The organism is Aliiglaciecola sp. 3_MG-2023 (assembly GCF_030548205.1).
In the GTDB taxonomy this organism is placed as follows: Bacteria; Pseudomonadota; Gammaproteobacteria; order Enterobacterales; family Alteromonadaceae; genus Aliiglaciecola.
This window is the reverse complement of record NZ_JAUORV010000027.1, coordinates 1-25,059: the sequence shown is the minus strand read 5'-3', so window position 1 is coordinate 25,059 and position 25,059 is coordinate 1. Positions and strand designations below refer to the sequence as shown.

Here is a 25,059-nt window from a genome sequence, read left to right as displayed (position 1 = left end):
CTGGCTACGAACCAGGCGGTCGGAGGTTCGAATCCTTCCACACGCGCCATATTATGAGAATCTCCGAAGGAGGTTCGCAAAAATCGTCTAGAACGATTAGAAAAAACCGCTTTTCTAAAGCGGTTTTTTTATGCCTGAAGATTAAACTAAATTAAAAATTTATAAGTAATTACCAATAAATAATATTAATCTAAACCATACGATTGATATGATAGCCTGCCTTTGCATTAAAATTAACTTAGCTATAACAGTAATTAGTCATTGCTTAAACCCACATTAACAACTTGGAGTGGTTTGGGTAAAAATTCAAAATAAATGAATAATTACCGTTAAATTGACCCTCCCTTTGTGGATTTTGGTTGAGTTTTCAATGCTTAGGTGATACTTATCCTTACCTAAATAACTAAAGTGTGAATTATATGCAAACGTCCATTTCTGAATTACTAATTGAAGCTGCCAATTTGATGGTGGTGGGCATGGTTGTGGTGTTTGTCTTTCTAACGCTACTTATCGGTGCAGTAAATTTAATCGCTGCGATTAACCGTAGACTTCCTGAAGAAGTCGTCCCTGCGACCACCGTAAGGACCCAAAGGAAAGTCACTACTGATAAATCAAGTTCTTCTGTGCCAGTGGCAGCCATAGCTGCGGCAGTTCATCAATATCGAAAGAATAGATAATCGAAATAAATCGATCTTTTAGGAGCCTCCATGAGTAACCCCCTTAAAATAACTGAATTGGTACTGCGTGATGCACATCAATCTTTATTAGCCACGAGAATGCGTTTGGACGATATGTTACCCATCGCTGAGAAATTAGATAAAGTTGGCTTTTGGTCTATGGAATCATGGGGAGGCGCTACTTTCGACTCTTGTATTCGATATCTTGGCGAAGATCCTTGGGACCGTATCCGTCAATTAAAAAAAGCAATGCCCAATACACCTCAGCAAATGCTCTTACGAGGTCAAAACCTTTTAGGCTATCGTCACTATGCAGATGATGTAGTCGAGAAGTTTGTGGAACGTGCTCATACCAACGGAGTCGATGTTTTTCGTATTTTCGATGCAATGAATGACACGCGAAATTTGCAAACTGCGATTAAGTCTGTGGTTTCCGTAGGGGCTCATGCACAAGGAACAATTTCTTACACGGTGAGCCCAGTGCATACTCTTGAACGCTGGCTAGATATGGCTAAATCGTTGGAAGATATGGGAATTCATTCCCTATGTATTAAAGACATGGCGGGCTTACTAAAGCCTTATGAATGTGAAGAACTGATCACTCGTTTGAAAGAGATAATCAGTGTGCCCATTGCTATGCAATGTCATGCAACTACAGGTTTAAGTACGGCCACTTATCAAAAAGCCATTGATGCTGGCATCGATATGGTTGATTGCGCTGTATCGTCCATGAGTATGACTTACGGACACAGTGCCACGGAAACCGTAATGTCGATAGTTGAAGGTACCGATAGAGATACGGGGCTAGATTTACATTTAATGGCTGAAATCGCGAGTTACTTTAGAGAAGTCCGTAAAAAGTACGCGAAATTTGAAGGTAGCTTGAAAGGGGTGGATGCGCGAATCCTCATTGCTCAAGTGCCGGGCGGGATGTTGACCAACATGGAAAACCAACTCCGTGAGCAAGGCGCAGAAGATAAAATGGATGAGGTACTTAAAGAGATCCCTAAAGTGAGAGAAGATCTTGGTTTCATTCCATTAGTCACACCAACGTCGCAAATTGTCGGCTCGCAATCAGTATTAAATGTCCTTACTGGCGAGCGATACAAGAGTATTACTAAGGAAACGGCAGGGGTACTCAAAGGTGAGTATGGCGCAACCGCTGCACCAGTGAATGCAGAACTGCAAGCTCGAGTACTTGATGGGCAAGAGCCCATTACTTGTCGACCAGCTGATTTGATTGAACCTGAATTAGCTGCATTGACTACAGAATTGACTGATATTGCACAACAGCAAAATATTACTTTAGCAGATGAACAAGTAGATGATGTGTTGACCTATGCATTGTTTCCACAAATTGGGCTTAAGTTTTTGCAAAACAGAGGGAATCCTGACGCATTTGAGCCTGCTCCTACAGGTGAATCTGAAGCTAAACCTCAAGCCACTTCTGTTGTAGCTGCACCAGCTGAAGGAAAAGCCGAAAGTTATTCAGTTCGGGTTGATGGTAAGTCCTATGAAGTTGAAGTTGCTCCGAGCGGCCAGCTTTCTTCAGTAAAAAGTGCTGAAGCTCCTATTCCAACTTTATACCCTGTCCAAGGGGCTGAGTTAAATGCACCTTTAGCGGGTAATATTTTCAAAGTTTTAGTTCGTGAAGGAGACGATATCAGCGAAGGTGATGTGGTCATCATAATGGAAGCAATGAAAATGGAAACCGAGATTCGAGCTACCGATAGTGGCACGATTACCGAAGTGTTTGTGGCCGAAGGCGAAGCCGTTCAATCAGGTCAGCCTTTACTGAGCGTAGGATAATTTCATGGAGAAGTTAGAAATCCTATGGCAAAGCACAGCCCTTGCGCATTTCCAAGCAGGGCAGGTGATCATGATGGTGGTTGGCCTACTACTGCTTTATCTGGCCATTGTTAAGAAATTTGAACCTTTACTATTGTTACCAATTGGTTTTGGTGCATTACTAACTAACATACCTTTAGCTGGTTTCAGTGAAGCCGGTGGTTTACTCCATTACATTTATGCTGTCGGTATCGATACGGGCGTTTTCCCACTGCTTATTTTCATGGGCGTGGGGGCAATGACCGACTTTAGTGCGCTTATTGCCAATCCCCGTATGCTGTTACTAGGAGCTGCGGCACAGTTTGGTATTTTTGCGACTCTTTTAGGAGCAATACTACTTAATTTTGTACCTGGTCTTGAGTTTACTTTAAAAGATGCCGCTGCCATTGCGATCATTGGCGGCGCTGACGGCCCAACTGCTATTTTCTTAGCTTCAAAATTAGCCCCTGAATTATTAGGTACCATAGCGGTTGCTGCGTATTCTTACATGGCACTCGTACCTATTATTCAACCGCCAATAATGAAAGCGTTGACCAATCCAGAAGAACGAAAAATTCAGATGGGGCAGTTACGTATAGTGTCAAAACGAGAAAAAATCGTTTTTCCATTGGCTGTACTGCTGATGACTATCCTATTTTTACCCACAGCCACGCCTTTAGTCGGTATGTTCTGTTTAGGTAATTTAATGAAAGAGTGCGGGGTAGTTGACCGTCTTAGTAATACTGCGCAAAACGAATTAATTAATATCGTTACTATCTTTTTAGGTTTGGCGGTAGGCTCTAAGTTGTCTGCTGATAAGTTTTTGAAAGCAGAAACCTTGGGAATACTAGCTTTAGGTGCGGTAGCATTCGCCATAGGAACGGCCACAGGCGTCTTAATGGCTAAATTAATGAACAAGTATAGTAAGGCTGATATTAACCCATTAATTGGCGCTGCAGGGGTTTCAGCTGTCCCTATGGCTGCTCGAGTTGTGAATAAAGTAGGCTTGCAAGCCAACCCCCACAACTTTTTGTTGATGCATGCAATGGGGCCCAACGTAGCGGGCGTATTAGGATCGGCTGTTGCTGCAGGCATATTGCTAGCTTTAGTTGGTTAAACGCCACTCCAACAAAAAACTAAAGCAAAAATTTAAACCCGTAGCTGTTGATCACTACGGGTTTTTTAATGCCTAACATTAATTGGGTGTAATTAGAGATTGGTGGGATTTGACTAGTTTCTCGGTGTATTTACTTTTCGGCCAATTAAAAACTACATCGGTTTTACCTGCTTCCACCAGATCGCCGTTTTGCAGTATTAAAACACGGTCACTGATATGCCTGATAATGCCTAAATTGTGGGAAATAAAGATAAATCCTAATCCTAAATCTTTTTGTAGTTTCATAATGAGATTTATCGTTTGCGAACGAACCGATGGATCCAAGGCTGCAAAAGGTTCATCGGCGACAATAACTTGTGGATCCAGAATCAAAGCTTTAGCTAACGCCAAGCGCTGTCGTTGACCGTCAGATAACATATGTCGGTAAAAAAACATATGGTCTGGCAATAAACCTACTAGCTTCAAGGTTTCTTCTATTTTCTGTAAACGCTCCGAGGCATTTAATTTGGTGTTAAGAATTAAAGGTCCTTCTAAAATTTTAGCGATATTGATGCCTGGGTTTAACGACTCATTACTGTGTTGAAAAATCATTCGAATATTGAGACAGCGTTGTCGCAAATTATACGGCGATAGTTTCTGGTCATTTAGGTATATATGACCTGCGGTAGGCTTTTCTGCTCCGACTAAAAGTTTGCCTAACAATGATTTGCCCGAACCATTTTCGCCAAGTATGGCTAAGGTTTCTCCGGTATTCAGTTCGAAATTAATTTTACTCAATTTGAATCCAGATTGTTTCTTAAACAAACTCATTGTCGGTTTTTGGTAGTACTCGAGGTTTTCAACCTTTAGTAAAGCTGTCATTCTTTTTCTCGTATTAAAGGAAAGTGGCAACTGTAAAAATGATCTTGTACGTATCTGAGTTCGGGTACTTTCACACATTCTCTTTGTGCTCGAGGGCAACGTGGCCCCAACCGACAACCTATGGGTAAGTGTTGTAGTGTGGGGATAGTACCATCAAGGGTCGAAAGGGGGGATTTAGGCGGTAAATCTTTCCTGAAACTAGGCGCGCTGTCTAACAGTGCTTTGGTGTATGGATGCAAGGGGCGCTTACGTAGTTGTTCCATTTTGCCATCTTCAACGGTTTGACCACAATATAAAACGGTCATCTTATTCGCCATGCTGGAAATGGCAAGCAAATCGTGACTGACAAATAATATACTTAAATTCCGTGTTTTATTCAGTTGAGAAAGCAATTTTAATATTTGAATTTTGGTGGTGATTTCCATGCCCCGTGTTGGATCGTCGGCAATTAAAAGCTGAGGGGAAGAGACTAAAGCGCAGGCGATTAAAAATTTTTGGCCAATATCATCGGCAATTTGGTTGGGGTAAGCTTTCAAGTATTTTTTATGATCTTTAATACCAACTTTATGCAGTAGTTTAATGGCAATTTGCTGCTTGTGTTTACTTCTTTGCCAAAACCATTTTCCCTTTAAAATGTGGCCAGGGATACTTTCTATCAGCTGTTCACCAAGGGTTGATGAGGGATCGAGAGAAGCTACCGGGTTTTGAAAAATGACGGCTATTTCACTGCGCATGATTTTACGTCTTTCAGATTGACTAATTTTAAGTAAATCTCGCCCTTTCCATGTCAACCTATCAGCAGTCAATCGCCAGTTTTCAGGAATTGCTCCCACCACAGCTCTTACAATTAAACTCTTGCCAGACCCAGATTCGCCAACCAAGGCACGAATTTCACCTTCTTCGATACGTAAGTTCACTTTATCTAGGGCTTTTATCCAACCAGTCGATCCGTTAATCTCCAAAGTTAGATTTTTAATGTCTAGCAAAGCCATTAACGTTGCAGCCTATTTCGAAGAGCAGAACGAAGTCCATCGCCTACTACATTTACTGAAAGCACCATCAAAAATATTGCGCATCCCGGCAGTGCAATGCTCCAGGGTGATTTGTAAGCCACGCGCAACCCCTCTGATAGCATTGTTCCTAATTCAGGCGCTGGGGCTTGAGCACCGAGCCCTAAAAATCCTAGTGCGCTAATATCCAAAATAGCAATCGACAGAGCCATAGTGCCTTGCACCACCAACATTTCGTACATGTTTGGCAATATGCAATAGAAGAAAAGGTAGGTGTTCTTCGCGCCGTCTAATTTAGACGCTAAAATATATTCTTTGGCCATTTCGGTTCTTACCACTTCTCGGGTGTTATGCACAAACTGTGGAATAAGCGCTAAACTGATGGCCCACATACTGTTGACTAAGCCTACGCCTAAAATACCCACAATGACAATGGCGATAAGCAAGGTGGGTATGGCTAGAATAGAATCTAATAAATGGTTCAATACACTCGAGCGCACACCGCGCGTTAATCCGGCCATAGCGCCTAATGCCACGCCTACCAACATGGCTAATAAAACTAACAATAAACTTATTCCAAGGGTCATTCTGCAACCATAAATCAAGCGCGAAAGAAGATCTCTGCCTAAACTATCGGTGCCAAATAGATAGCGAATAGAGCCATTTACATCCCAAGATGGTTTAACTAAAAATGCATTTGGGTTTTGTAAAACCGGATCAAAAGGCGCAATAATTGGCCCAAACACCACTAGAAAGACAAAAAACGCCAGAATCCATAGCCCCAGAACGGCCACATGGCTCTTACGAAACTCCCACCAAGTGTGTATCAGTGGAGAGGGATGGAATTCTTCTTGGTAAATATCAAATTTGGGCACGACGTTCTCCCGTCAGTGCTGGGTTAAGGAGTTTTGCAAACAGGTCGGTACAGACAGTGACAATTATCACTATTGTCGATACTGCCAGCATTCCTGCGCGTATAGCTGGATAATCACGTTGGTAAATTGCTTGAATTAACCAGTTTCCGATGCCAGGCCACGAAAAGATAACCTCAACTATCATGGCATTGGTAAGCAGTACGGCAAATTGCATCCCGAATATAGGAATTATAGGAATAAGCGCATTTCTAACCCCGTGTCGAAAAACCACTTGTAAACTACTCAACCCTCGGGTGTAAGCCGTTAAAATATATTGGCTAGCCATAACATCAATAACTGAGCGACGTGTGATCCTGAATATAATCGACGCAGTCACTATAGTTAAAGATAAGGTTGGTAAAATCAAATGTTGCAGCGCACTCATAGCTGCGGCATCTTTAAACTCGAAGTCACTTAAAAAAATATCGATGAACGTAAAACCGGTTTGGTGGGGAATATCAAACAATAAACTGATCCTACCCGACAATGGAAACCAGCCAAGTTGCAACGAAAATACCAAGATCATAATCAGTGATAACCAAAACACAGGCATGGAATAGCCAATAACACTTGCTGCCAACAAGCTGTAGTCGGATTGTTTGTAATGTTGAAATCCGGCTAGGAAGCCTGCAGGCACACCAATAATGAGTGACAACAATAATGCATAGGCGCTCAATTCCATGCTGGCGGGCAAGGTTTGCGAGATCTCTTCCCAAAGCGGTTTATCTGAACTAAAGCTCAGTCCCCATTGCCCTTCTACAAGATTATTTAAATACAACCAATATTGATAAATGTATGAACCATCGAAACCATGGAGTTCTAAGAGATATTGACGGGTTTCTGGAGAGACGTCTTTTAGACCCGTTAAGTTAACTAAGGGATCGCCAGGAAATAAATAAACTAACGAAAAAGACAATATGCTTAACACAAAAAGGGTAAGTATGAGCAAATTGAATTTTCGAATGATTTGAATCAACATCATTGTTTCTCAACATCCCCAAAGCGAATCGCACCGAATGGATTTATAACTAAGCCACTTAGATCCCGTCGGTGGGCTCGATAGCGATAGGCATGAGCCAATGGTACCAAAGGCATTTGTTCGGCAATTAATTTATTTGCCAATTTATAATATTCAATTCTTTGCTCTATTTCCGAGTATTGCAACGCTTGATTAATGAGGGAGTCATATTCTTGCGAACACCACATGGCTCTGTTAGTGCCTGATTCTATCGCTGAACAAGATAGCAAAGGGCGATAAAAATTATCGGGATCGCCGTTATCCGCTGACCAACCGATGAGTACCGAGTCATGCAGACCTTCTTTGAGTTTTTCTCGGAAAGTTGTCCACTCATAGCTGACAATGTTAACCTGAATACCCACCTGAATGAGGTAGTTTTGCATTAATTCAGCCATTTTCCGAGCATTTGGGTTATAGGCCCTTTCTACTGGCATGGCCCAAATATTAATGGTAAAGCCCTCGTCTATACCACTTTCTCTCAAAAGCTTGCGTGCAAGCACCGGATTGTAATTGGTTTCAGTTGTATCAGACTGATAGGCCCACGAAGACTCTGGTAACAAACTTTTTGCACTTACCGCACTGCCATAGTAAACCGCTTCAAGTAAGGTGTTTTTATCGATGGCCATTGCCAATGCACGCCTTACTTTAGGGTTATCAAAAGGATATTTTGAGGTATTAAATGCCCAAAACCCCACATTCAGGCCTGGTCGACCGTCTAAGGTTAGATCTTCTCTTTCACGAATAGTGTCGAGTTCACTGTGGGCTGGGAACGCAATGGCATCACATTCTCCAGTCATTAATTTGGCAAGTCTGAGAGAGCTGGTGGTGGTTATATCAAAGATGAGTTTTTGCGGCGCCTTATCATGTAGCCAATAGTCTTGGTGCTTTTGATAACGAATATAATGGTCTTTTTTATACTCTTTGAATTTAAAGGGGCCTGTACCAATGGGGTAATTATCAATTCGGTCTTTCATTTTGCTTTGCGTTAGCTTTTGGGCGTACTCTGCCGATAATATTACCGCAAAATCAGTGGCTAGATTGGCTAAAAAAGAACTATCAGGACGAGACAAGGTGATTTCTACTCGATAACCATTTATGCGGTTGACCTTTGAAATTAAATCATCTAATCCAATACTTGTGAAAAACGGGTAACTACCGCCAGATACATAATGAAAGGGATGGATCTTGTCTCGCCAGCGTTCGATACTGAAAATAACATCATCAGCGTTAAAGGTTCTTGAAGGCGCAAAATACTCAGTGTTGTGAAACTTCACGCCTCTTCGGAGCTGAAAAGTGTAGGTTAAACCATCGTTACTAATCAGCCAACTACTGGCTAGAGCAGGAACAATCTTTCCTGATTGGGGATCAAAATTAAGCAATCGATCGTATATTTGATGGGAAGAGGCATCAGAGGTTGTGCTGGAAGTATCCAGTTGTGGATTAAAGCTTGTGGGGTTGCCTTCAGAGCAATATATGACTCCCGTCACAGGTGATGATTCTAAGGTTGTGTCAAAACACCCGCTTAACGCTAGCGCAGCGACGGCAGAGCATCCGGCAATAATGGTACGAACCAATTGATTAGCGTTTTTAAAGTGCATCACCTTAATCTTCTATATCTTCTGGGGAACTGTCCAACAAATTATACTTTTTTAAATAACCACGTAATTGATGATACGTCAAAGATAGTTTCTCTGCGGTCTTTTTTTGATTAAATTGGCTATCTGACAAGGCTTGTTTTATCAGATCAATTTCAAAATCTTGAGATAAGGTTTTCAAATCAACAGGGAACTGCACGGCTTTTAAATCTTCTTTAGCTACATTGGGTTGATCAGTGCTGTGTGAACTGTCTTGCTGAGTGGGCTGAGTTACCGCGGGCACAGGTGCGACTGCTGTAATTCTGTCTTGAGTTTTGATTCTGCCTGTAGGCCGATACATTGATTCAAAGGGATCTATGATGATTTGATGAACAGGTACATGGGGATTATTACTGCGATATACTGCCCGTTCTACAACATTTTTCAATTCACGAATGTTACCTGGCCATTCATATTCAAGTAACGTGCGTTTGGCTTTTTCAGTAAAGCCACTAAATAACTCCATTTCCAATTCACGAGCCATGTTGATAGCAAAATGCTCGGCCAGCATCATAATATCATCTAAGCGTTCCCGTAGCGGGGGAAGGGTAATAACATCGAAAGCTAGACGGTCTAGCAAATCCGGTCTGAATTCTCCCGATTCAGCTAAAGAAGGGAGGTCTTCGTTAGTTGCCGCTACAATTCTCACATCTACTTTTACCGAACGAGAGCCACCTACTCGTTCAAATTCACCATACTCTATAACCCTGAGCAGTTTTTCTTGGATCAGCCCAGAGGTATTAGCGAGCTCGTCTAAAAATAGGGTGCCATTGTTTGCCACCTCGAAACGACCTTCACGACGCTTTTGTGCGCCGGTAAATGCACCCGCTTCATATCCAAAAAGTTCGGTTTCTAATAGACTTTCACTCAGGGCTGCACAATTGAGCTTTAAATAGTTTTGTTCCCAACGTTTAGATAAATAATGTAGTCGGGCGGCAACCAGTTCTTTCCCCGTTCCTCGTTCACCAATAATTAAAACGGGTTTGTTCAGGGGCGCAATTTGTGAGATTTGTTCAAGCACTTCAAGGAAGCTGTTTGATTGTCCCAGCAGATTGTCTTGTTGACGGAATCGGCTCATTGACAGATGTCCTCTGTTTGAAAGTTGTGCTGATTAGTTGACTCTATTCGACTATGTACACAGGCTTAGGGAGAGATAACAGCAATACCGTTAACCTATTAATGTGTGCATCAAAATAAAAAGTGGTCTAATCCGCTAATATGTGGTTGATATCATAATACGCTAAAATCACAATGTTAAGGAATAAAATTATTTTTATTTAAAAATCATAAACTTAATCTGAATTAATTAGTTGGCCTGTATATTGAATAAGTAAACACAGCAAATGCCAAAAGCATTTAATTATTCGATAACTTGAAGTAGAGGAAAAGATTATGGGTATCTTCTCGCGTTTTACAGACATAGTGAACTCAAACATTAATTCATTACTTGATAAGGCTGAAGATCCAGAAAAAATGGTTCGCCTGATTATTCAAGAAATGGAAGATACATTAGTTGAAGTGCGTTCTGCCTCAGCTAAAACCTTAGCCAACAAAAAGGACATTAGCTCGCAAATCACCAAATTGACGGGTGAGGCAGAGGATTGGCAAGCAAAAGCAGAATTAGCGTTGAGCAAAGATCGTGAAGATCTGGCAAGAGCAGCCTTACAAGAGAAGAAAAAATGTGTTGAACACAGTGAATCTCTTGCAAAGGAATTGACTTTAATTGATGAACAAATCAGTAAGTTGCAAGGTGAGATTGGTCAATTACAAGACAAGTTGGCAGATGCTAAAGCTCGTCAGAAAACCATTATTATGCGTCAGAAGACGGTGAGTTCTCGCCTAGAGGTGAAACGCACTTTAGATAGTAGTAAAGTCGATGCCGCGATGGGACGTTTTGAGCAATACGAGCGTAAAATTGATGATTTAGAATCACAAGTTGATGCCTATGATTTAGGCAAGAAAACCTTAGCGGATGAATTTGCCGATTTGGAATCAGACGATGTGATTGATGATGAGCTGGCGGCACTTAAGAAAAAAGTACAGACAAAAAATACAAAAGCTAAAAAATAAAAGTAGTAGCCAGGAAGGAGTAATACTGTGGAAGATATATTGATTGTAACTGTAGGTGTGCCTACTATTATTTTCATGATAATTGTCGCACCTATTTGGTTGATATTGCATTATCGAAGTAAAAAGCAGGTCAGCCAAGGATTATCTGAAGAAGAATATAAGTCATTACAGGAGTTATCCAACAAAGCTGAGTTAATGGCAGATCGTATTCAGACATTAGAAGCGATTTTGGATGCTGAATCACCTGATTGGAGAAATAAGTCATGACAGCACGCAAGCAATTACAACGGGATTCGGAAAATGGAAAAATAGCCGGAGTCTGTGCAGGGATTGCTGACTACTTTGGCATAGAGACATGGTTAGTTCGCATTGCGGCCGTAGCTGCAATGTTGTTACTAGCTGGGCCATTTATTCCCGTATTTTATATCGCTGCTTGGTTCATTTTAGACAAAAAAACACCTGAATCTAAGCATGCTGTCCACAGCCAACACCACTTCCACGGTAAATCTGGCGTTAAAGGTTGGCATAATGATATAGACGATGCAGATAAAAAAGTTTCAGTGAAGGCAAAGGTTTGGCAGGCAGGAGAACCACCTAAACAAGCTTTTTACGACATCAAGCAACAGTATTTGCGTACTGAAGCTCGGTTGAGAAAGATTGAAACCTATGTGACATCGTCTGAATTTCAGTTAAATAGAGAAATTAATAAACTTTAGTCAAATATTGAGTGAACAATTTGGACGTTCCTATCTTTGCTGCACTATGAATCTTTTTCTTCAGGTGCAGTTGATTTATCCGACGTGTAATTGTCTGGTATAGAGCAAGTAACGATAGGGACAATGGTTGTTTCTCAATCAAACACAGGTAATATTCTTTACACTACATCCCCGCTAATCTGTTTTGTGATTTCAGGAGTCATTTGATTGTTATCTAAACTAACCCAAAACGCTTCGATGCAACGCTTTCAAGACCAAGCTAAAGTACTAGGACACCGTTTGATGGATCATCACGTTAGTCTGGCGGTTACGGGTCTAAGTAAAAGTGGCAAAACAGCATTTATTACTTCGTTAGTTAATCAATTGTTGAACGCGCGAGATTCAGCTGAACTACCATTTTTTTCAGTGGTATCAGAAAACCGCCTAATCGGTGTTAAGCGTGATGTACAACCCGATGTGACTGTCGCTCGATTTGCATATGAACAAGGGCTAGAGAGTCTTAATAGCCAACCGCCATGTTGGCCAGCGTCTACCAACGGCGTTTCTCAGGTGCGACTGTTGATTAAATATCGTAATCAATCACGTCTGCGCAGATTGGTTTCAGAGTACAGTACTCTGACCCTTGATATTACCGATTACCCCGGTGAATGGCTGCTCGATTTACCCTTATTAGAACTGGATTACTTACAGTGGTGCCAAAATTTTTGGGACGATTTGCATGATCCAATCAAGAGTTCATTGGCTGAAAAATTTAAATCTGAGTTAGCGACTTTGGATGTCAGTGACACGCCAGATGAAATGCAAATTCAGCATATTTCTGAGGTGTTTACCCAATTCCTGCATGATTGCAAAGAGCAAGGGTTTCAGCTAATTCAACCGGGTCGTTTTGTACTTCCCGGGGAATTGGTAGGTGCGCCGGTGTTGCAGTTTTTTCCATTGACGCCAACTCAGCTTAAATTGGTATCAGAGAATCGCAATGAAGGTCAAAACAGTGAATTGTTAGATTTGTTAACCAGTCGATTTGAGCAATACCAAAAGAAAGTGATTAAACCATTTTATAAAAAGCACTTTAAACGCTTTGACCGGCAAATTATCTTAGTCGATTGTTTATCTGCGCTAAATATGGGAGCCCATAGTTTCAATGATTTGCGCAAAGCCATTAATTGGTTATTGGGCAGTTTTCACTATGGCACTAGCAATATTTTGAAACGGATATTTTCGCCTAATATCGACAGGTTGATGTTCGCTGCGAGTAAATCCGATCATATTACCCCTGAGCAACAATCTAATTTAGTGATGCTGTTAGAGTCCATGATCCATGAAGCTAGGCAACATATTCAATATGAAGGAGTCGAAACCGAGTCCACTGCTTTTAGCGCCATTCGAACCTCGCAAGTTGGAAGTAGTATGTTAAACGGCGAGCCAGTCCAGGTGCTCAAGGGCACAACAATTGAAGGCAAGTCGATGACCTTGTTTCCTGGCGAAGTGCCTAAAGAATGTCCACAACAATCATTTTGGCAGCATCAAGGGTTTGCTTTTCCGAATTTTCGACCCATGCCAAAAAATGATAATAAACAAGCCTTTCCACATATTCGTTTAGATCACGTTTTACAATTTGTGCTGGGCGACAAGCTGGAGTGAAATAATGAATCAATCAAAACAACCCATGGAAGACAGTATTCAATCTAGCTTAATTCTGGAAGAAGCCGAGGAAAATAGTACCACAGAACTCGAACAAGAATACGCGAATGAAATCAAGCCAGCGACACTGTTAGCCACCGATATCCAATGGCAAGAAAGTGAGCCTGTAGCAGAGCGCGACGATGACTTCGAAGCGCCTCCAAGTGTAAAAAGTGCGAAAAGCTCTAAATTATTTTGGGTGTTAGTGTTGATGCTAGGACTTGGCTGCGTTGAGTTGGCCTTGTTTATTCGAGAAGTAATTGTATCTGAAGATTACTTATCTGCTATTTGGCTTATCTTGTTTTCACTGATTGTTATTCTGGCAGGTAAAGAACTCTTTTCCCAATGGCGAGGTCTGGCTCACCTGAAGCGCCATGACGAATTTAAACAACAAGCTCAGCAATTGATTAATGCTCCAACCATTGGCCAATCGGAAGGCTTTTGTGAAAAACTTATTGCAAATCTGCCCGCTGAAGAATACCAAACAGAAATTAGTCAATGGAAAAATGCCTTGCAGGCCCATCATGTTGATAGTGAAGTTCTACAATTATTTGAGCACAAAGTACTGCAAAAAGTTGATGAAAAAGCTTTAGGCTGTGTGACCAAACATGCTTCTGCATCTGCCGCTATGATTGCCGTCAGCCCGTTTGCGTTGCTGGATATGATAGTTGTTTTATGGCGCAATTTGGTGATGCTCAAACAAGTAAGTCAGTGTTATGGTATTGAGCTAGGATACTGGGGCAGAATTAGTTTAATTAAACGGGTATTCAAGTCGATGTTGATTGCAGGCGCAGCAGAGATTATTAGTGACGCGGGGAATTATGCGCTAGGAGCTGGCGTTACCGGAAAGTTATCTTCAAGGGTCGCACAAGGCCTAGGTGCTGGTGTGTTAACTACCCGAATCGGAATAAAAGCTATGCATGCCTGTCGCCCATTACCCTGGATTGCAAGTAAACCCCCTGGATTGTCCAAACTAAGCCAACAATTGCTTGCCGATTTGAAAAAAGTCACTTCATAAGTTTTTGAATATGCGAATAAAATAGCTATAGATGTAAAAATATTGTTACATTTTTTGATAAGTTGTATATGCCTCAGTTTCTGTTCCTTTATGTTGATTTAAGTAGACTTAAGGGTATTGATATTTAGCAACAGGAATTTTTCTGCAGTGCTAGTTAACGGCAAAAAAAGACCTGCTAAAGTGCACAGAATAAGACTTTCGAATAACTGGAAGTCGAGGAATACTAATGGCAAAAGCAACAAAATACTATTCCCGTGAAATGGATGAAAATGGGTTAGTCGATTGGTCGGAGACTGAAAATTCTATATGGGAAGACTTATACCAACGACAAATAGACATTATTCAAAATAGAGCTTGTGATGAGTTTATGGAGGGCTTAAATTTACTTAATCTTCCTGCTGCTAGAGTTCCGCAGTTAGGTGAAGTTAATCAAGTGCTTGCTTCGACTACGGGATGGCAAGTAGAACAAGTGCCTTCTCTGATTAATTTCGACGCATTTTTTACTTTATTGGCGAATAAAAAGTTTCCGGTAGCAACCTTTATCCGCAATCGAGAAGATTTTGATTATCTTCAAGAGCCGGATATTTTTCATGAGATATTCGGTCATTGCCCGTTGTTAACAAATCCCTCATTTGCTCACTTTACCCATACTTACGGTAAATTGGGATTAGCCGCCAGTAAACAAGATCGCGCCTACTTAGCCCGTTTATATTGGTTTACTGTTGAATTCGGTTTGCTGCATACTTCTGCAGGAATGCGTATTTATGGTGGCGGGATCTTATCTTCTCCTAGTGAGACAATTTATGCGTTAGAAAGTGATAAACCCATTAGACAAAAAATGTCTCCACTTGAAGCATTGCGCACACCCTATCGGATTGACATTATGCAGCCAATCTATTTTACCCTAAATCACTTTGAGCAATTGTTTGAGTTAACTCAACTCGACATTATGGCTTTGGTGAATACCGCTAAAAAATTGGGTTTGAAAGCACCGCTATTTGAAGCTAAGGATAAGTTAGTTAGTTAATTTCACGAGCAAAGGTAAAAATTACCACCTAGACTAAACACGACTTTTTGTTTTAAGCGGTTATAAGCAAAAAGCGTGTTTTTTTCATTTTGTCTTAAATTTAGGTTAATCACCTCAGCGAAATTGAAGACAACCCTCAATATTTGTAATAATATCTTTACACCTTTTGAAATGGATCGTGACAGTATGCGATTGGAAATTATTTGTCAGGACAGATTGGGCATAGCTCAAGATGTATTAGACATATTAGTCAATTACGAAATTGACTTACGTGGTATTGAAATAGATATTGCTGGAAAAATATTTTTAAATTTCCCAAATATTAAATTTGAAGATTTTCAACAGTTTATGCCAGAAATTAGGCGTATTAAAGGCATCGAAGATGTTAAAACGACTCCTTTTATGCCAATTGAGAGGGAACAAAATCAACTTCGTGCTCTGTTACAGACTTTGCCTGATCCCATATTCTCTTTAGATACCAGAGGACGGATTTTACTGGTTAACGAAGCGGTTACTGCCAGTGTTGAACAAAGTACCGAAAGTTTACTAGGGGAAGAAATTAGCGAATACGTGCGTGGGTTTACTTTTCAAAAATGGTTTGAAGGTAATCCATTAGCCGCACAAACTCAAAAAGTGAGTTTTTTAGAGCAGGATTTTTTAGCGGATATATTACCCGTCATGATCCCTGATGCGGGAGGTTCGTCTATTCTAGCTGGCGCTTTACTGATGCTTAAATCTGAATTTAGATTAGAACAGCAACTGACGGTTTTTCATCAAATCAGTAACGATAGTTTTGCTTCCGTGCAAGCAAGCAGCAACATCATGAAAAAGGTCGTCAAAGAAGCCACTCGTATGGCTGAATTAGACGGGCCTATTTTGATATTTGGTGAAACGGGCACGGGCAAAGAAATGTTAGCCAGAGCCTGTCATGAAGCTAGCCGTAGAGCTAGTGGGCAATTTTTACCGCTCAACTGTGCTTCTTTGCCCGATAATGTCGCTGAAACCGAGTTATTTGGTTATGCCCCTGGTGAATTTGGTCAAGCAGAAGGTAAAGCTGGAATTCTAGAACAAGCCAAAGGTGGAACCCTTTTCTTAGACGAAGTGGGTGATATGTCAGATCATCTTCAATCGAAACTGTTACGTGTATTGCAAAATGGCACTTTCCGCAGAGTGGGTGACAGCAACGAAGTGACAGTAGACGTAAGAATCGTTTGCACAACCCAAAAAGATCTAGCCAAACTGGTAGAGGAGGGACAGTTTCGAGAAGATCTTTATTATCGTCTCAATGTGTTGAGTTTAACTGTACCTGCATTGCGTGAGCGTAAATCCGATATTATCCCATTGGCTGATAGATTCATTAAGCAACATTGCATGAAACTCGGTCGTCGGGCACCTAAATTAAGTAAGTCTTGTGTCGATTATCTACAATCATATTCATGGCCAGGCAATGTTAGACAACTTGAAAACGCCCTTTATCGCGCATTGTCTTTACTTGAAGGCAATGAAATGTGTAAAGAGCATATTCAATTGCCCAGTAGTTCAACCAATTTGAATTTCGTACCCGAGGAATTTGAGGGCTCATTAGAAGAAGAGGTAAAGCGCTACGAGAAAAGTTTGTTGAGACGTCTCTACCCTTATTACCCTAGTACCCGTCAACTTGCCAAAAAGTTAGGTTTAAGCCATACCGCAATTGCCAACAAATTAAGAGAGTATGGGATCAACAAGAAGACTGTAAAAATATAGATACAGTTATGTTTAGCAATGTTCATTATTGTTGACACAAACAGCCGCTTTTTAGCGGCTTTTTAATGTCCCCTTCAAAATGTAAAAATTACGTTACAAAAAATGCAGTTTTCAGTAAATTGCTATCCCAATGCGGACTCTTCAGTTCTGGCAAATAATAAGCTTAAGTATAGCCTTCTACTTGTTTAATTTTTTGTGAGAAAGAGCAATGACAACTGATATTCACTATAACCCTTTACAATGTGATGGCTTCGAATTCGTGGAATATACCGCTGCAGATGATAAGGGTATTCAGGATCTTAAAGATCTATTTATCTCTCTGGGTTTTGCAGAAGTTGCCCAACATCGTTCCAAGCGCGTTTGGCTATTCAAACAAGGGGACATCAATTTTATTGTCAATGCTGAGCCGGCTTCCCAAGCCGAGGAATTTGCGCGATTAAGGGGACCGAGTGTATGCGGGATGGCTTTTCGCGTGAAGGATGCAGGTAAAGCATTGCAACATGCAGTTAAAAATGGTGCTAAACAATTTATCGGTAATTTAGGCGCGATGGAGCTTAATATTCCTGCTGTGTACGGCATTGGCGAAAGTACTTTGTATTTTGTTGATCGTTATGGAGATGAATCAATCTATAGTATTGATTTCAAATTTTATCCTGACTGGCAAGAACGGATGCAAAGTGCCAATGCGGGTTTAGCGGTTCTTGATCATCTTACTCACAATGTTAAACGCGGAAATATGGCGGTATGGGCAAACTTTTACGAGCGCATTGGTAACTTCCGGGAGATCCGTTATTTCGATATTGAAGGCAAGTTAACCGGATTGGTGAGCAAAGCCATGACGTCGCCCTGCGGTAAAATTCGAATCCCCATTAACGAATCATCAGATGATAAATCACAAATCGAAGAATTTATCCGTGAATACAATGGGGAAGGAATTCAACATATCGCTTTATCCACGGAAGATATCTACGACACAGTGCGTACCTTGAAAGCCCGTGGATTAAAATTTATGGACACCCCAGATACCTATTATGAGAATGTCGATAAACGAGTGGAAGGGCATGGTGAAGATTTAGCCACCTTACAAGAGCTCAAAGTGTTAATTGATGGTGCCCCAATGAAAGACGGTATTTTATTACAAATATTTACTGACACTGTGATTGGCCCTGTATTTTTCGAAATCATTCAACGCAAAGGCAATGAAGGGTTTGGGGAGGGCAACTTCAAAGCCTTGTTTGAGTCAATTGAACAAGATCAAATTAGACGAGGTGTGATCGAAAATAACGGCGAGAAGTCTGATGCGTAAATGGATTCATTTCCCTCAGCAAGCGGGCACTAGCTCTCGACAAGCCCACGCTGATTTTCCTGAGCAAGCTATTTTCGAGCGCGAAATTGGCCGCAATGGATTTTTTGGACCTGCCACACACTTGCATCATACCCATGCGCCAACAGGGTGGATAGATTGGCAAGGCCCTTTGCGACCAAGGGCATTTGATTTAAATTTGTTACCACAAAAAAATGTGGCGATAAACGGTAACTCTCCATGGAGTGTTCCAGACATCTTATTCAATGTTCATTGTCGATATCGCATCTGGCATTGTCAGGCCCCAATGGAAAAACTTGCCAGAAATGCTGATGGCGATGAATTATTGTTTATTCATCAAGGTGCAGGACAGTTGTATTGCGATTATGGACATTTATCCATAAAAGAAGGGGATTACGTGGTGATCCCCCGTTCGACATTGTGGCGAATAGAGCCTAATGCTCAAATGCAAATTCTAATGATTGAAGCGACCAACGATAGCTACCAACTACCTGAAAAAGGGATACTAGGTCCCCATGCTATTTTTGATGCCGGCATGTTAGATGTCCCTGAAATAAATGAAAAATTTAAAGCCCAATACAGTGAACAGAAATGGCAAGTGGAGATAAAACGCCACAACCAAATCTCTGAGGTTACCTATCCGTTTAATCCTTTAGATGCCATAGGCTGGCATGGTGATTTAAGTGTAGTACGAATTAATTGGCGAGATATTCGTCCAGTAATGAGCCATCGATATCATTTGCCGCCGTCTGCCCATACCACTTTTGTTGCTAATAGGTTTGTAATTTGCACCTTTGTACCCAGGCCGATTGAGAGTGATCCCGGTGCATTGAAAGTGCCGTTTTATCATAATAACGACGATTATGATGAAGTCTTGTTTTATCACCAAGGCGATTTTTTCTCCCGTGACAATATTGAAAAAGGCATGGTCACATTTCATCCAGCGGGATTTACACATGGACCTCACCCTAAAGCCTTTGCTGCGGGTAAGGCTCATGAAAAGACCTTCACAGATGAAGTGGCGGTGATGTTAGATACACGAGATGCTTTGCAAGTAGCGGAAGTTGCCCCATTGGTTGAAAATTCTGACTATGTAAATAGTTGGCAAGTTAAATAGATATTTCAAAGGATTGCCATGAAATTAGCAAGTTATAAAAACGCGAACCGAGATGGTCAGTTAGTGGTAGTAAATAAATCCCTTACTCAGTGTGTTTTGGTCACTGATATTGCTAGCACTTTGCAGCAGGCTTTAGACAATTGGACGCAGATGAGTCCTAAACTTGAATCAGTGTACCAACAATTGAATGCCGGAACACTCAAGGACACATTGTCTTTTGACAGCAAAAAATGTGAATCCCCCCTCCCAAGAGCCTACCAATGGGCAGACGGAAGCGCCTATGTTAATCATGTGGAATTAGTTCGAAAAGCCAGAGGTGCAGAAATTCCCGACAGCTTTTGGAGCGACCCCTTAATTTATCAAGGTGGTTCTGATGACTTTATTGGCCCCACTGACAATGTTGCGTTACCCAGTGATCAATGGGGAATCGATTTTGAAGCTGAGGTGGCCATAGTTACTGATGATGTGCCTATGGGGACATCAGCTGAGAATAGCGGCCAACATATTAAATTAATTATGCTAGTTAATGATGTTTCTTTAAGGGGCTTAATTCCTGGTGAGCTAGCTAAAGGTTTTGGCTTTTTTCAATCCAAACCCGCTTCTGCTTTTTCACCTGTGGCCGTCACCCCTGATGAGCTAGGCGATAAATGGATTGATAATAAAGTGCATTTGCCGTTGATCTCTGAATATAACCATAAACTATTTGGCTGTCCTGAGGCAGGTATCGATATGACGTTTGACTTTTCCCAGTTAGTCGCCCATGCAGCCAAAAGCCGTAATTTGGGTGCCGGTACTATTATTGGTTCAGGTACCGTATCGAACAAACAAGGTACAGAATATGGAACCAGCATTGAAGAAGGGGGGGTAGGATATTCTTGTATCGCTGAAGTGAGAATGATCGAAACAATTCGAGACGGTAAACCTAGTACTGAGTTTATGAAATTTGGTGATCAGATTAAAATAGAAATGAAAGACGAGGGGGGAAATTCTATCTTCGGCAGTATCGAACTAAAAATTGTTAAGGCAAATTAGGTTAACCTCGAGGTGTGATGATACATGGCATATACTGAGTTCATGGAGACAAAAAAATGAGTTTATATTTACACGGTTACTGGCGTTCTTCAGCTTCCTATCGGGCTCGAATTGCACTGAATATAAAGCAATTAGATTACACCTATGTTCCGGTCAATTTAGCAAAAAATGGTGGCGCGCAATTCAGTGATGAATATAGTGCCCTTAATCCAGCACACTTGGTGCCTACTTTTGTGGATGATGATGAAGATATTTTCCTCAACCAGTCTATGGCGATCATTGAATATATTGATGAGCGTTATGAAGAGCCGATAAAATTAGTGCCTATCCACCGTTTAGACAGGGCTAGAGTACGTGCATTTGCTCAGGATATCGCTTGTGATGTGCAGCCGGTTACAAACTTGCGTATATTGCGCCACCTTAACACTACCTTTCAATCCTCCGATGAAGACAATGCTAATTGGTGTCGACATTGGATTGAAACAGGATTTAAAGGAATTGAAAAAAGGCTGACAAATACTGTTGCCGATTATTGTTTTGGTTTTGACCTCAGTATGGCTGACGTCTGTTTAATACCGCAAGTTTATAACGCCGAGCGATTCGGCGTAGAAATGTCGCAATTTCCGTTAATTCAACGTGTCGCAGACAATTGTAATCAACTACAGGCGTTTATTGATGCCAAACCTGAAAATCAAGTCGATGCAATTTGACCTAAGGTTATATATTTTTAATGGGTAGCTCAGTGGTGTTCTTAACTTGTTTAAGGGCAAAGGTGGAGCTCAGATGATCTACTAGGGGTAAGTTAGTTAGCTTACTTTTCAGTAGATGCTCATATTCTTCAATACTCTCGACTATTACTTTTAATAGATAATCTTTATCGCCACTGGTGGTGTGACACTCTACGATTTCATCAATGCTTTGCACAGATGCTTCAAATTCGTTGAGTGATTCACCATCGTGATTTTTCAAAGTCACATAAATAAACACCGACACACCGAGGTTGAGCTTTTTGTTATCTAAAATAGTCACTTTCTGCTTAATAATACCCTCAGCTTCCATACGTTTAACGCGACGCCAGCAGGGGGTGTGAGACAAGCCCACTTTTTGGCTTAGTTCGGCCATGGATACAGTGGCGTCTTTTTGTAAAACTCGTAGAATTTCACGGTCAAATTTATCAAACTTCATAAGATGATCTTGTCAAAAATGGATTATTTTATTTAATAGTGGAGCATGCGCAAAATCTCTATCTTTTTCAAGGAAAGATACTAGGATAATTATCCTAAATGTTGGAATTCAATCGTTACACAATTGCGCGTTTTCGATTTGCGTAAAATTCTTAGCAAAACATATCCTCAGAACCTTGCGTTACTATACGCTTAAAATAACAATCTAATTAAAAGGTTTAATCATGTCAGTGTTCGATCACTTAGAGTTTGATGGCCATGAACAAGTGGCGTTTTTTAATGACCAAAAAACAGGTTTGCAAGCCATTATTGCAGTGCATAACACCAATCTTGGTCCATCACTCGGTGGGTGCAGAATGTGGCCTTATGCCAGCAGTGCTGAAGCCCTCAATGATGTGCTAAGGTTGTCAAAAGGAATGACATATAAAGCAGCGATGGCGCAACTTAAATTAGGTGGCGGTAAGGCTGTCATTATTGGAGATCCGCGAACCCAAAAAAGTCCAGAGCTTATGGCGGCCATGGGCACCTTTGTGGAGCAAATGGGCGGTCGTTATATCACAGCAGAAGATTCTGGGATTGCAGTGACGGATATTAAATTAATGGCCCAGAACACAGAACACGTATCTGGAATTCAAGCAAAATACCGTGTTGATGGTGGTGAAGCCGATGGCAATCCAGCTCCTTCAACTGCTTATGGTGTCTTTAAGGGTTTACAAGCGTCAGTGAAATATGCACTGGGTTCAGACTTGCAAGGGGTTAAAGTCGCAATTCAGGGTATGGGGCATGTAGGATTTCGTTTGGCTGAACATTTGCATCAACACGGCGCAAAATTATATGTTACCGATATTTATCCTGATAATGTGAATCTAGCCGTTGAAAAGTTTGCTGCTACAGCCGTTGCACCCGATGACATCTTTGATCTTGATGTGGATGTTTATGCGCCTTGTGCCATGGGCGCTTCCGTTAATCAACAGACCTTAAGCAGAATAAGAGCGAAAGTGATTGCTGGGGCGGCTAACAATCAACTGTCCCAAGAGTCTATGGGGGCGTTATTACGTGACAAAGGCATCTTATATGCACCTGATTATGTTATCAATGCTGGTGGTGTTATCGATATCTATCATCAACGGATGCTGAGTACTGCAGATGCAATGCGCAGCCATATAGAAGGTATAGCGGATACGCTAACGCAAATATATAAGCGCGCAGAAACAGAGCAGCAGGCAACTAATGTGATTTCTAACCGTATGGCAGAAGAACGTTTTTTATTAAACTAGATTATTTTACACGGCGTGTTTTGAGGTTTCGTCTAGTTGTAGAATGAAAATTCAGCAACTAGACAGCAGTAAGTGAATTCAACCTTGCATATTAATACGGCTTTGGTCATAATGCGCGCCGATTCAATGACTCTTAGTTAAGATCTTGAATTCGAGTTTCTATGGTGGCCTTTTGGTCCTTCCGCAATGATACTCTGTGAAATCGGTCAGGCCCGGAAGGGAGCAGCCGCAGCAGACGACTCATGTGCCGGAATGTGGCTGAGGGGCCGCCACCCAATCTACACTTCCCCGAGTAGTATATCTAAACCCACTCTAAACCCACTCTAAACCAATAACCTCTATGAATTTTCTGGCTTCGGATTATCTAAATAGCTCATTGCTTTAGTGATTGCTTCATCTACTTTAGCTTCCATTTGCTGACGTTCACTTTGCGGAAGGTAAAAAGACATATCGACATCGAAACGAATGTACCTAGGTGGCAGCTGATTGAGTGCTAGACAACACAAGTCTGCTATATAGTCTGAATTTTTAAGATCATTCAAATCCAAGGATTCAATTCTTTCTAACAAAAGATGTTCATAATAATTGTGGATGTCATCATCAAGTTTCATTAATACGGGCTCTCGCTCAATTTAATATTATGTACAAAGCATTAGCTTAGTGGAATCGTTTGATAATACCAACAGCTAAGTGTGAAAGTGGTGAGCTGACTGATTTATAGTCAATAGCTGCAATCAGGGTAATTTAGCCTTAAAAAAAACATCAATGATATTCATCAAATATTCTGAGGGCATTTTAACAAGCTTTTAACACCCCTTTATTGAAGGGACTAAGTGAGTTGAGTCTTGCCAATTGGGTATTGAAAACCATTTATTAAAATTAAAAAAAGACTATCCCAAGGTATGAGTTAAACTCAGCTGGTTTGAAATATGTATTTTAATTTCAATATGTTACAGGGTGTGTTGGTGGGTTTTTAAGTCGCAGTAGCGAGGTGGGGCGGGTTAATTCGCCCCTTACTGGTCGGAGGTTTTTCTATTTGAAAATTTTCTGAGTAATCAGAAGAAGCAATTAATTTGAATTTAGACTCAATTGAAAGCGTAAACTTTTAGTTACTTATTCCCTAATGAAATATATTGAACTTTTATGGAATAGGCTAATACAACGAGTTGACCACAGCACTATGATGTGTTTATTATTCAATGCGAGGTTCACTACCTTACTAATAAAAAGTCGCATAAGCGATAAAACTAACACTATATAATAGTGGTCCAGGGAGACATACATGTATACAAATTCAAAGTTAACGAAGTCAATTCGTCTAGCTCTAGCTGTCGGTGCTGCTTCTACTGCAGTATTGGCTCCTGCAACAGCTGTTGCACAAGATTCAGCTGGCGTAGAGAAAATCTCTGTAACCGGTTCACGTATCCAACGTTCTGACCTTGAAGGCGCATCTCCAGTAATTTCTATCAGCGCAGCTGATATTAAATTAGAAGGTGATTTCTCAGTTGCTGATGCACTTCGTAGCAGTTCTTTGAACTCGTTCGGTTCTTTCTCGGAGCGTTCAGGTAGCTCAGCTCAGTCACAAGCAACCATTGACCTTCGTGGTGCTGGTTCTCAACGTACACTCGTTCTATTGAACGGTCGTCGTTTCCCAGGTTCACCTACGCTAGGTGGTGCTTCTGCTAACCTTAACGCCATTCCTTTTGCTGCTGTAGAGCGTATTGATATCATGACTGAAGGTGGTTCTTCTGTTTATGGTTCTGATGCGATGGCTGGTGTTGTTAACGTTATCCTTAAAGATAACTACGAAGGT

At 41.1% G+C, this 25,059-nt stretch carries 24 protein-coding genes and 1 other RNA gene; 17 read left to right on the top strand and 8 right to left on the bottom strand.

All coding sequences use genetic code 11. The features are described from left to right. The first annotated feature begins 419 nt into the window (after positions 1-419). The 3 genes from Q4574_RS20890 to Q4574_RS20880 are packed head-to-tail and all read left to right on the top strand — an operon-like array spanning position 420 to position 3,621. Entirely contained in the window at positions 420-677 is a 258-nt protein-coding gene (locus tag Q4574_RS20890) for an OadG family transporter subunit (protein WP_303477497.1), read from the top strand. A 30-nt stretch (positions 678-707) separates the two neighbouring features. Next, positions 708-2,486: a sodium-extruding oxaloacetate decarboxylase subunit alpha gene (oadA, locus tag Q4574_RS20885; protein ID WP_303477494.1), complete on the top strand. Its 1,779-nt coding sequence runs from the start codon at positions 708-710 to the stop codon at positions 2,484-2,486. Between the two features lie 4 nt (positions 2,487-2,490). Next, positions 2,491-3,621, top strand: coding sequence for a sodium ion-translocating decarboxylase subunit beta (locus tag Q4574_RS20880; protein ID WP_303477492.1), 1,131 nt, complete (start codon positions 2,491-2,493; stop codon positions 3,619-3,621). 78 nt (positions 3,622-3,699) lie between these two features. On the opposite strand, the gene Q4574_RS20875 is transcribed toward Q4574_RS20880, so the two are convergent. From Q4574_RS20875 to pspF, 6 genes are read right to left on the bottom strand one after another with little or no spacing between them, the layout of a single operon-like run. Beyond that, positions 3,700-4,482 (bottom strand): ATP-binding cassette domain-containing protein, encoded by a 783-nt coding sequence (locus Q4574_RS20875; protein WP_303477489.1) that lies wholly within the window; start codon positions 4,480-4,482, stop codon positions 3,700-3,702. After that, positions 4,479-5,474, bottom strand: coding sequence for an oligopeptide/dipeptide ABC transporter ATP-binding protein (locus tag Q4574_RS20870; protein WP_303477486.1), 996 nt, complete (start codon positions 5,472-5,474; stop codon positions 4,479-4,481). The genes Q4574_RS20875 and Q4574_RS20870 overlap by 4 nt, the downstream gene beginning before the upstream one ends. Continuing rightward, entirely contained in the window at positions 5,474-6,367 is an 894-nt protein-coding gene (locus tag Q4574_RS20865; RefSeq protein ID WP_303477484.1) for an ABC transporter permease subunit, read from the bottom strand. The genes Q4574_RS20870 and Q4574_RS20865 overlap by 1 nt, the downstream gene beginning before the upstream one ends. Next, positions 6,354-7,385 (bottom strand): ABC transporter permease subunit, encoded by a 1,032-nt coding sequence (locus Q4574_RS20860; RefSeq protein ID WP_303477482.1) that lies wholly within the window; start codon positions 7,383-7,385, stop codon positions 6,354-6,356. The genes Q4574_RS20865 and Q4574_RS20860 overlap by 14 nt, the downstream gene beginning before the upstream one ends. After that, positions 7,385-9,022 (bottom strand): ABC transporter substrate-binding protein SapA, encoded by a 1,638-nt coding sequence (gene sapA / locus Q4574_RS20855; protein WP_303477480.1) that lies wholly within the window; start codon positions 9,020-9,022, stop codon positions 7,385-7,387. Before sapA ends, Q4574_RS20860 begins: the two co-directional genes overlap by 1 nt. Before the next feature lie 4 nt (positions 9,023-9,026). Further along, positions 9,027-10,136, bottom strand: a complete 1,110-nt coding sequence (gene pspF, locus Q4574_RS20850) for a phage shock protein operon transcriptional activator (protein ID WP_303477477.1) — start codon at positions 10,134-10,136, stop codon at positions 9,027-9,029. A gap of 314 nt (positions 10,137-10,450) precedes the next feature. On the opposite strand from pspF, the gene pspA reads away from it, so the two are divergent. The 11 genes from pspA to maiA all read left to right on the top strand — a co-directional run bounded on the left by pspA (position 10,451) and on the right by maiA (position 21,495). Then, positions 10,451-11,128 (top strand): phage shock protein PspA, encoded by a 678-nt coding sequence (pspA, locus tag Q4574_RS20845; RefSeq protein ID WP_303477475.1) that lies wholly within the window; start codon positions 10,451-10,453, stop codon positions 11,126-11,128. A 27-nt stretch (positions 11,129-11,155) separates the two neighbouring features. Beyond that, positions 11,156-11,395, top strand: a complete 240-nt coding sequence (gene pspB, locus Q4574_RS20840; protein WP_303477473.1) for an envelope stress response membrane protein PspB — start codon at positions 11,156-11,158, stop codon at positions 11,393-11,395. Continuing rightward, complete coding sequence (gene pspC / locus Q4574_RS20835) at positions 11,392-11,844, top strand: envelope stress response membrane protein PspC (RefSeq protein WP_303477472.1); 453 nt, start codon at positions 11,392-11,394, stop codon at positions 11,842-11,844. The genes pspB and pspC overlap by 4 nt, the downstream gene beginning before the upstream one ends. A 207-nt stretch (positions 11,845-12,051) precedes the next feature. Then, on the top strand, positions 12,052-13,485 hold the full coding sequence (locus Q4574_RS20830; RefSeq protein ID WP_303477470.1) for a YcjX family protein: 1,434 nt from the start codon (positions 12,052-12,054) through the stop codon (positions 13,483-13,485). Positions 13,486-13,489: 4 nt separating this feature from the next. Beyond that, positions 13,490-14,542 carry a YcjF family protein gene (locus Q4574_RS20825; RefSeq protein ID WP_303477468.1) on the top strand — a complete coding sequence of 351 codons (1,053 nt, stop codon included), beginning with the start codon at positions 13,490-13,492 and terminating at the stop codon, positions 14,540-14,542. 226 nt (positions 14,543-14,768) lie between these two features. Then, complete coding sequence (gene phhA, locus Q4574_RS20820) at positions 14,769-15,569, top strand: phenylalanine 4-monooxygenase (RefSeq protein WP_303477466.1); 801 nt, start codon at positions 14,769-14,771, stop codon at positions 15,567-15,569. Positions 15,570-15,755: 186 nt separating this feature from the next. Further along, the gene (gene tyrR / locus Q4574_RS20815) at positions 15,756-17,312 is read left to right on the top strand and encodes a transcriptional regulator TyrR (RefSeq protein ID WP_303477464.1); all 1,557 of its coding nucleotides are present in this window, start codon (positions 15,756-15,758) and stop codon (positions 17,310-17,312) included. 208 nt (positions 17,313-17,520) lie between these two features. Then, positions 17,521-18,618: a 4-hydroxyphenylpyruvate dioxygenase gene (gene hppD, locus Q4574_RS20810; protein WP_303477461.1), complete on the top strand. Its 1,098-nt coding sequence runs from the start codon at positions 17,521-17,523 to the stop codon at positions 18,616-18,618. Further along, positions 18,611-19,753 (top strand): homogentisate 1,2-dioxygenase, encoded by a 1,143-nt coding sequence (locus Q4574_RS20805; protein WP_303477458.1) that lies wholly within the window; start codon positions 18,611-18,613, stop codon positions 19,751-19,753. The genes hppD and Q4574_RS20805 overlap by 8 nt, the downstream gene beginning before the upstream one ends. An 18-nt stretch (positions 19,754-19,771) precedes the next feature. After that, positions 19,772-20,785, top strand: coding sequence for a fumarylacetoacetate hydrolase family protein (locus Q4574_RS20800; RefSeq protein ID WP_303477455.1), 1,014 nt, complete (start codon positions 19,772-19,774; stop codon positions 20,783-20,785). A 56-nt stretch (positions 20,786-20,841) separates the two neighbouring features. Continuing rightward, positions 20,842-21,495 carry a maleylacetoacetate isomerase gene (gene maiA / locus Q4574_RS20795; RefSeq protein ID WP_303477452.1) on the top strand — a complete coding sequence of 218 codons (654 nt, stop codon included), beginning with the start codon at positions 20,842-20,844 and terminating at the stop codon, positions 21,493-21,495. 7 nt (positions 21,496-21,502) lie between these two features. Here the strand turns inward: maiA and Q4574_RS20790 are convergent, their stop codons facing one another. Next, positions 21,503-21,970, bottom strand: coding sequence for an Lrp/AsnC family transcriptional regulator (locus Q4574_RS20790; protein WP_303477450.1), 468 nt, complete (start codon positions 21,968-21,970; stop codon positions 21,503-21,505). A gap of 223 nt (positions 21,971-22,193) precedes the next feature. Here Q4574_RS20790 and Q4574_RS20785 point away from each other — a divergent pair, with 223 nt between their 5' ends. Both Q4574_RS20785 and ffs read left to right on the top strand, forming a co-directional pair. After that, the gene (locus Q4574_RS20785; RefSeq protein ID WP_303477448.1) at positions 22,194-23,246 is read left to right on the top strand and encodes a Glu/Leu/Phe/Val dehydrogenase dimerization domain-containing protein; all 1,053 of its coding nucleotides are present in this window, start codon (positions 22,194-22,196) and stop codon (positions 23,244-23,246) included. 170 nt (positions 23,247-23,416) lie between these two features. After that, positions 23,417-23,513, top strand: an RNA gene (gene ffs, locus Q4574_RS20780) — signal recognition particle sRNA small type. A 71-nt stretch (positions 23,514-23,584) separates the two neighbouring features. On the opposite strand, the gene Q4574_RS20775 is transcribed toward ffs, so the two are convergent. Further along, positions 23,585-23,857: a late competence development ComFB family protein gene (locus tag Q4574_RS20775; RefSeq protein ID WP_303477446.1), complete on the bottom strand. Its 273-nt coding sequence runs from the start codon at positions 23,855-23,857 to the stop codon at positions 23,585-23,587. A gap of 671 nt (positions 23,858-24,528) precedes the next feature. On the opposite strand from Q4574_RS20775, the gene Q4574_RS20770 reads away from it, so the two are divergent. Continuing rightward, positions 24,529-25,059 (top strand): TonB-dependent siderophore receptor (locus tag Q4574_RS20770; RefSeq protein WP_303477444.1); only part of this gene is annotated, 531 nt, incomplete at its 3' end.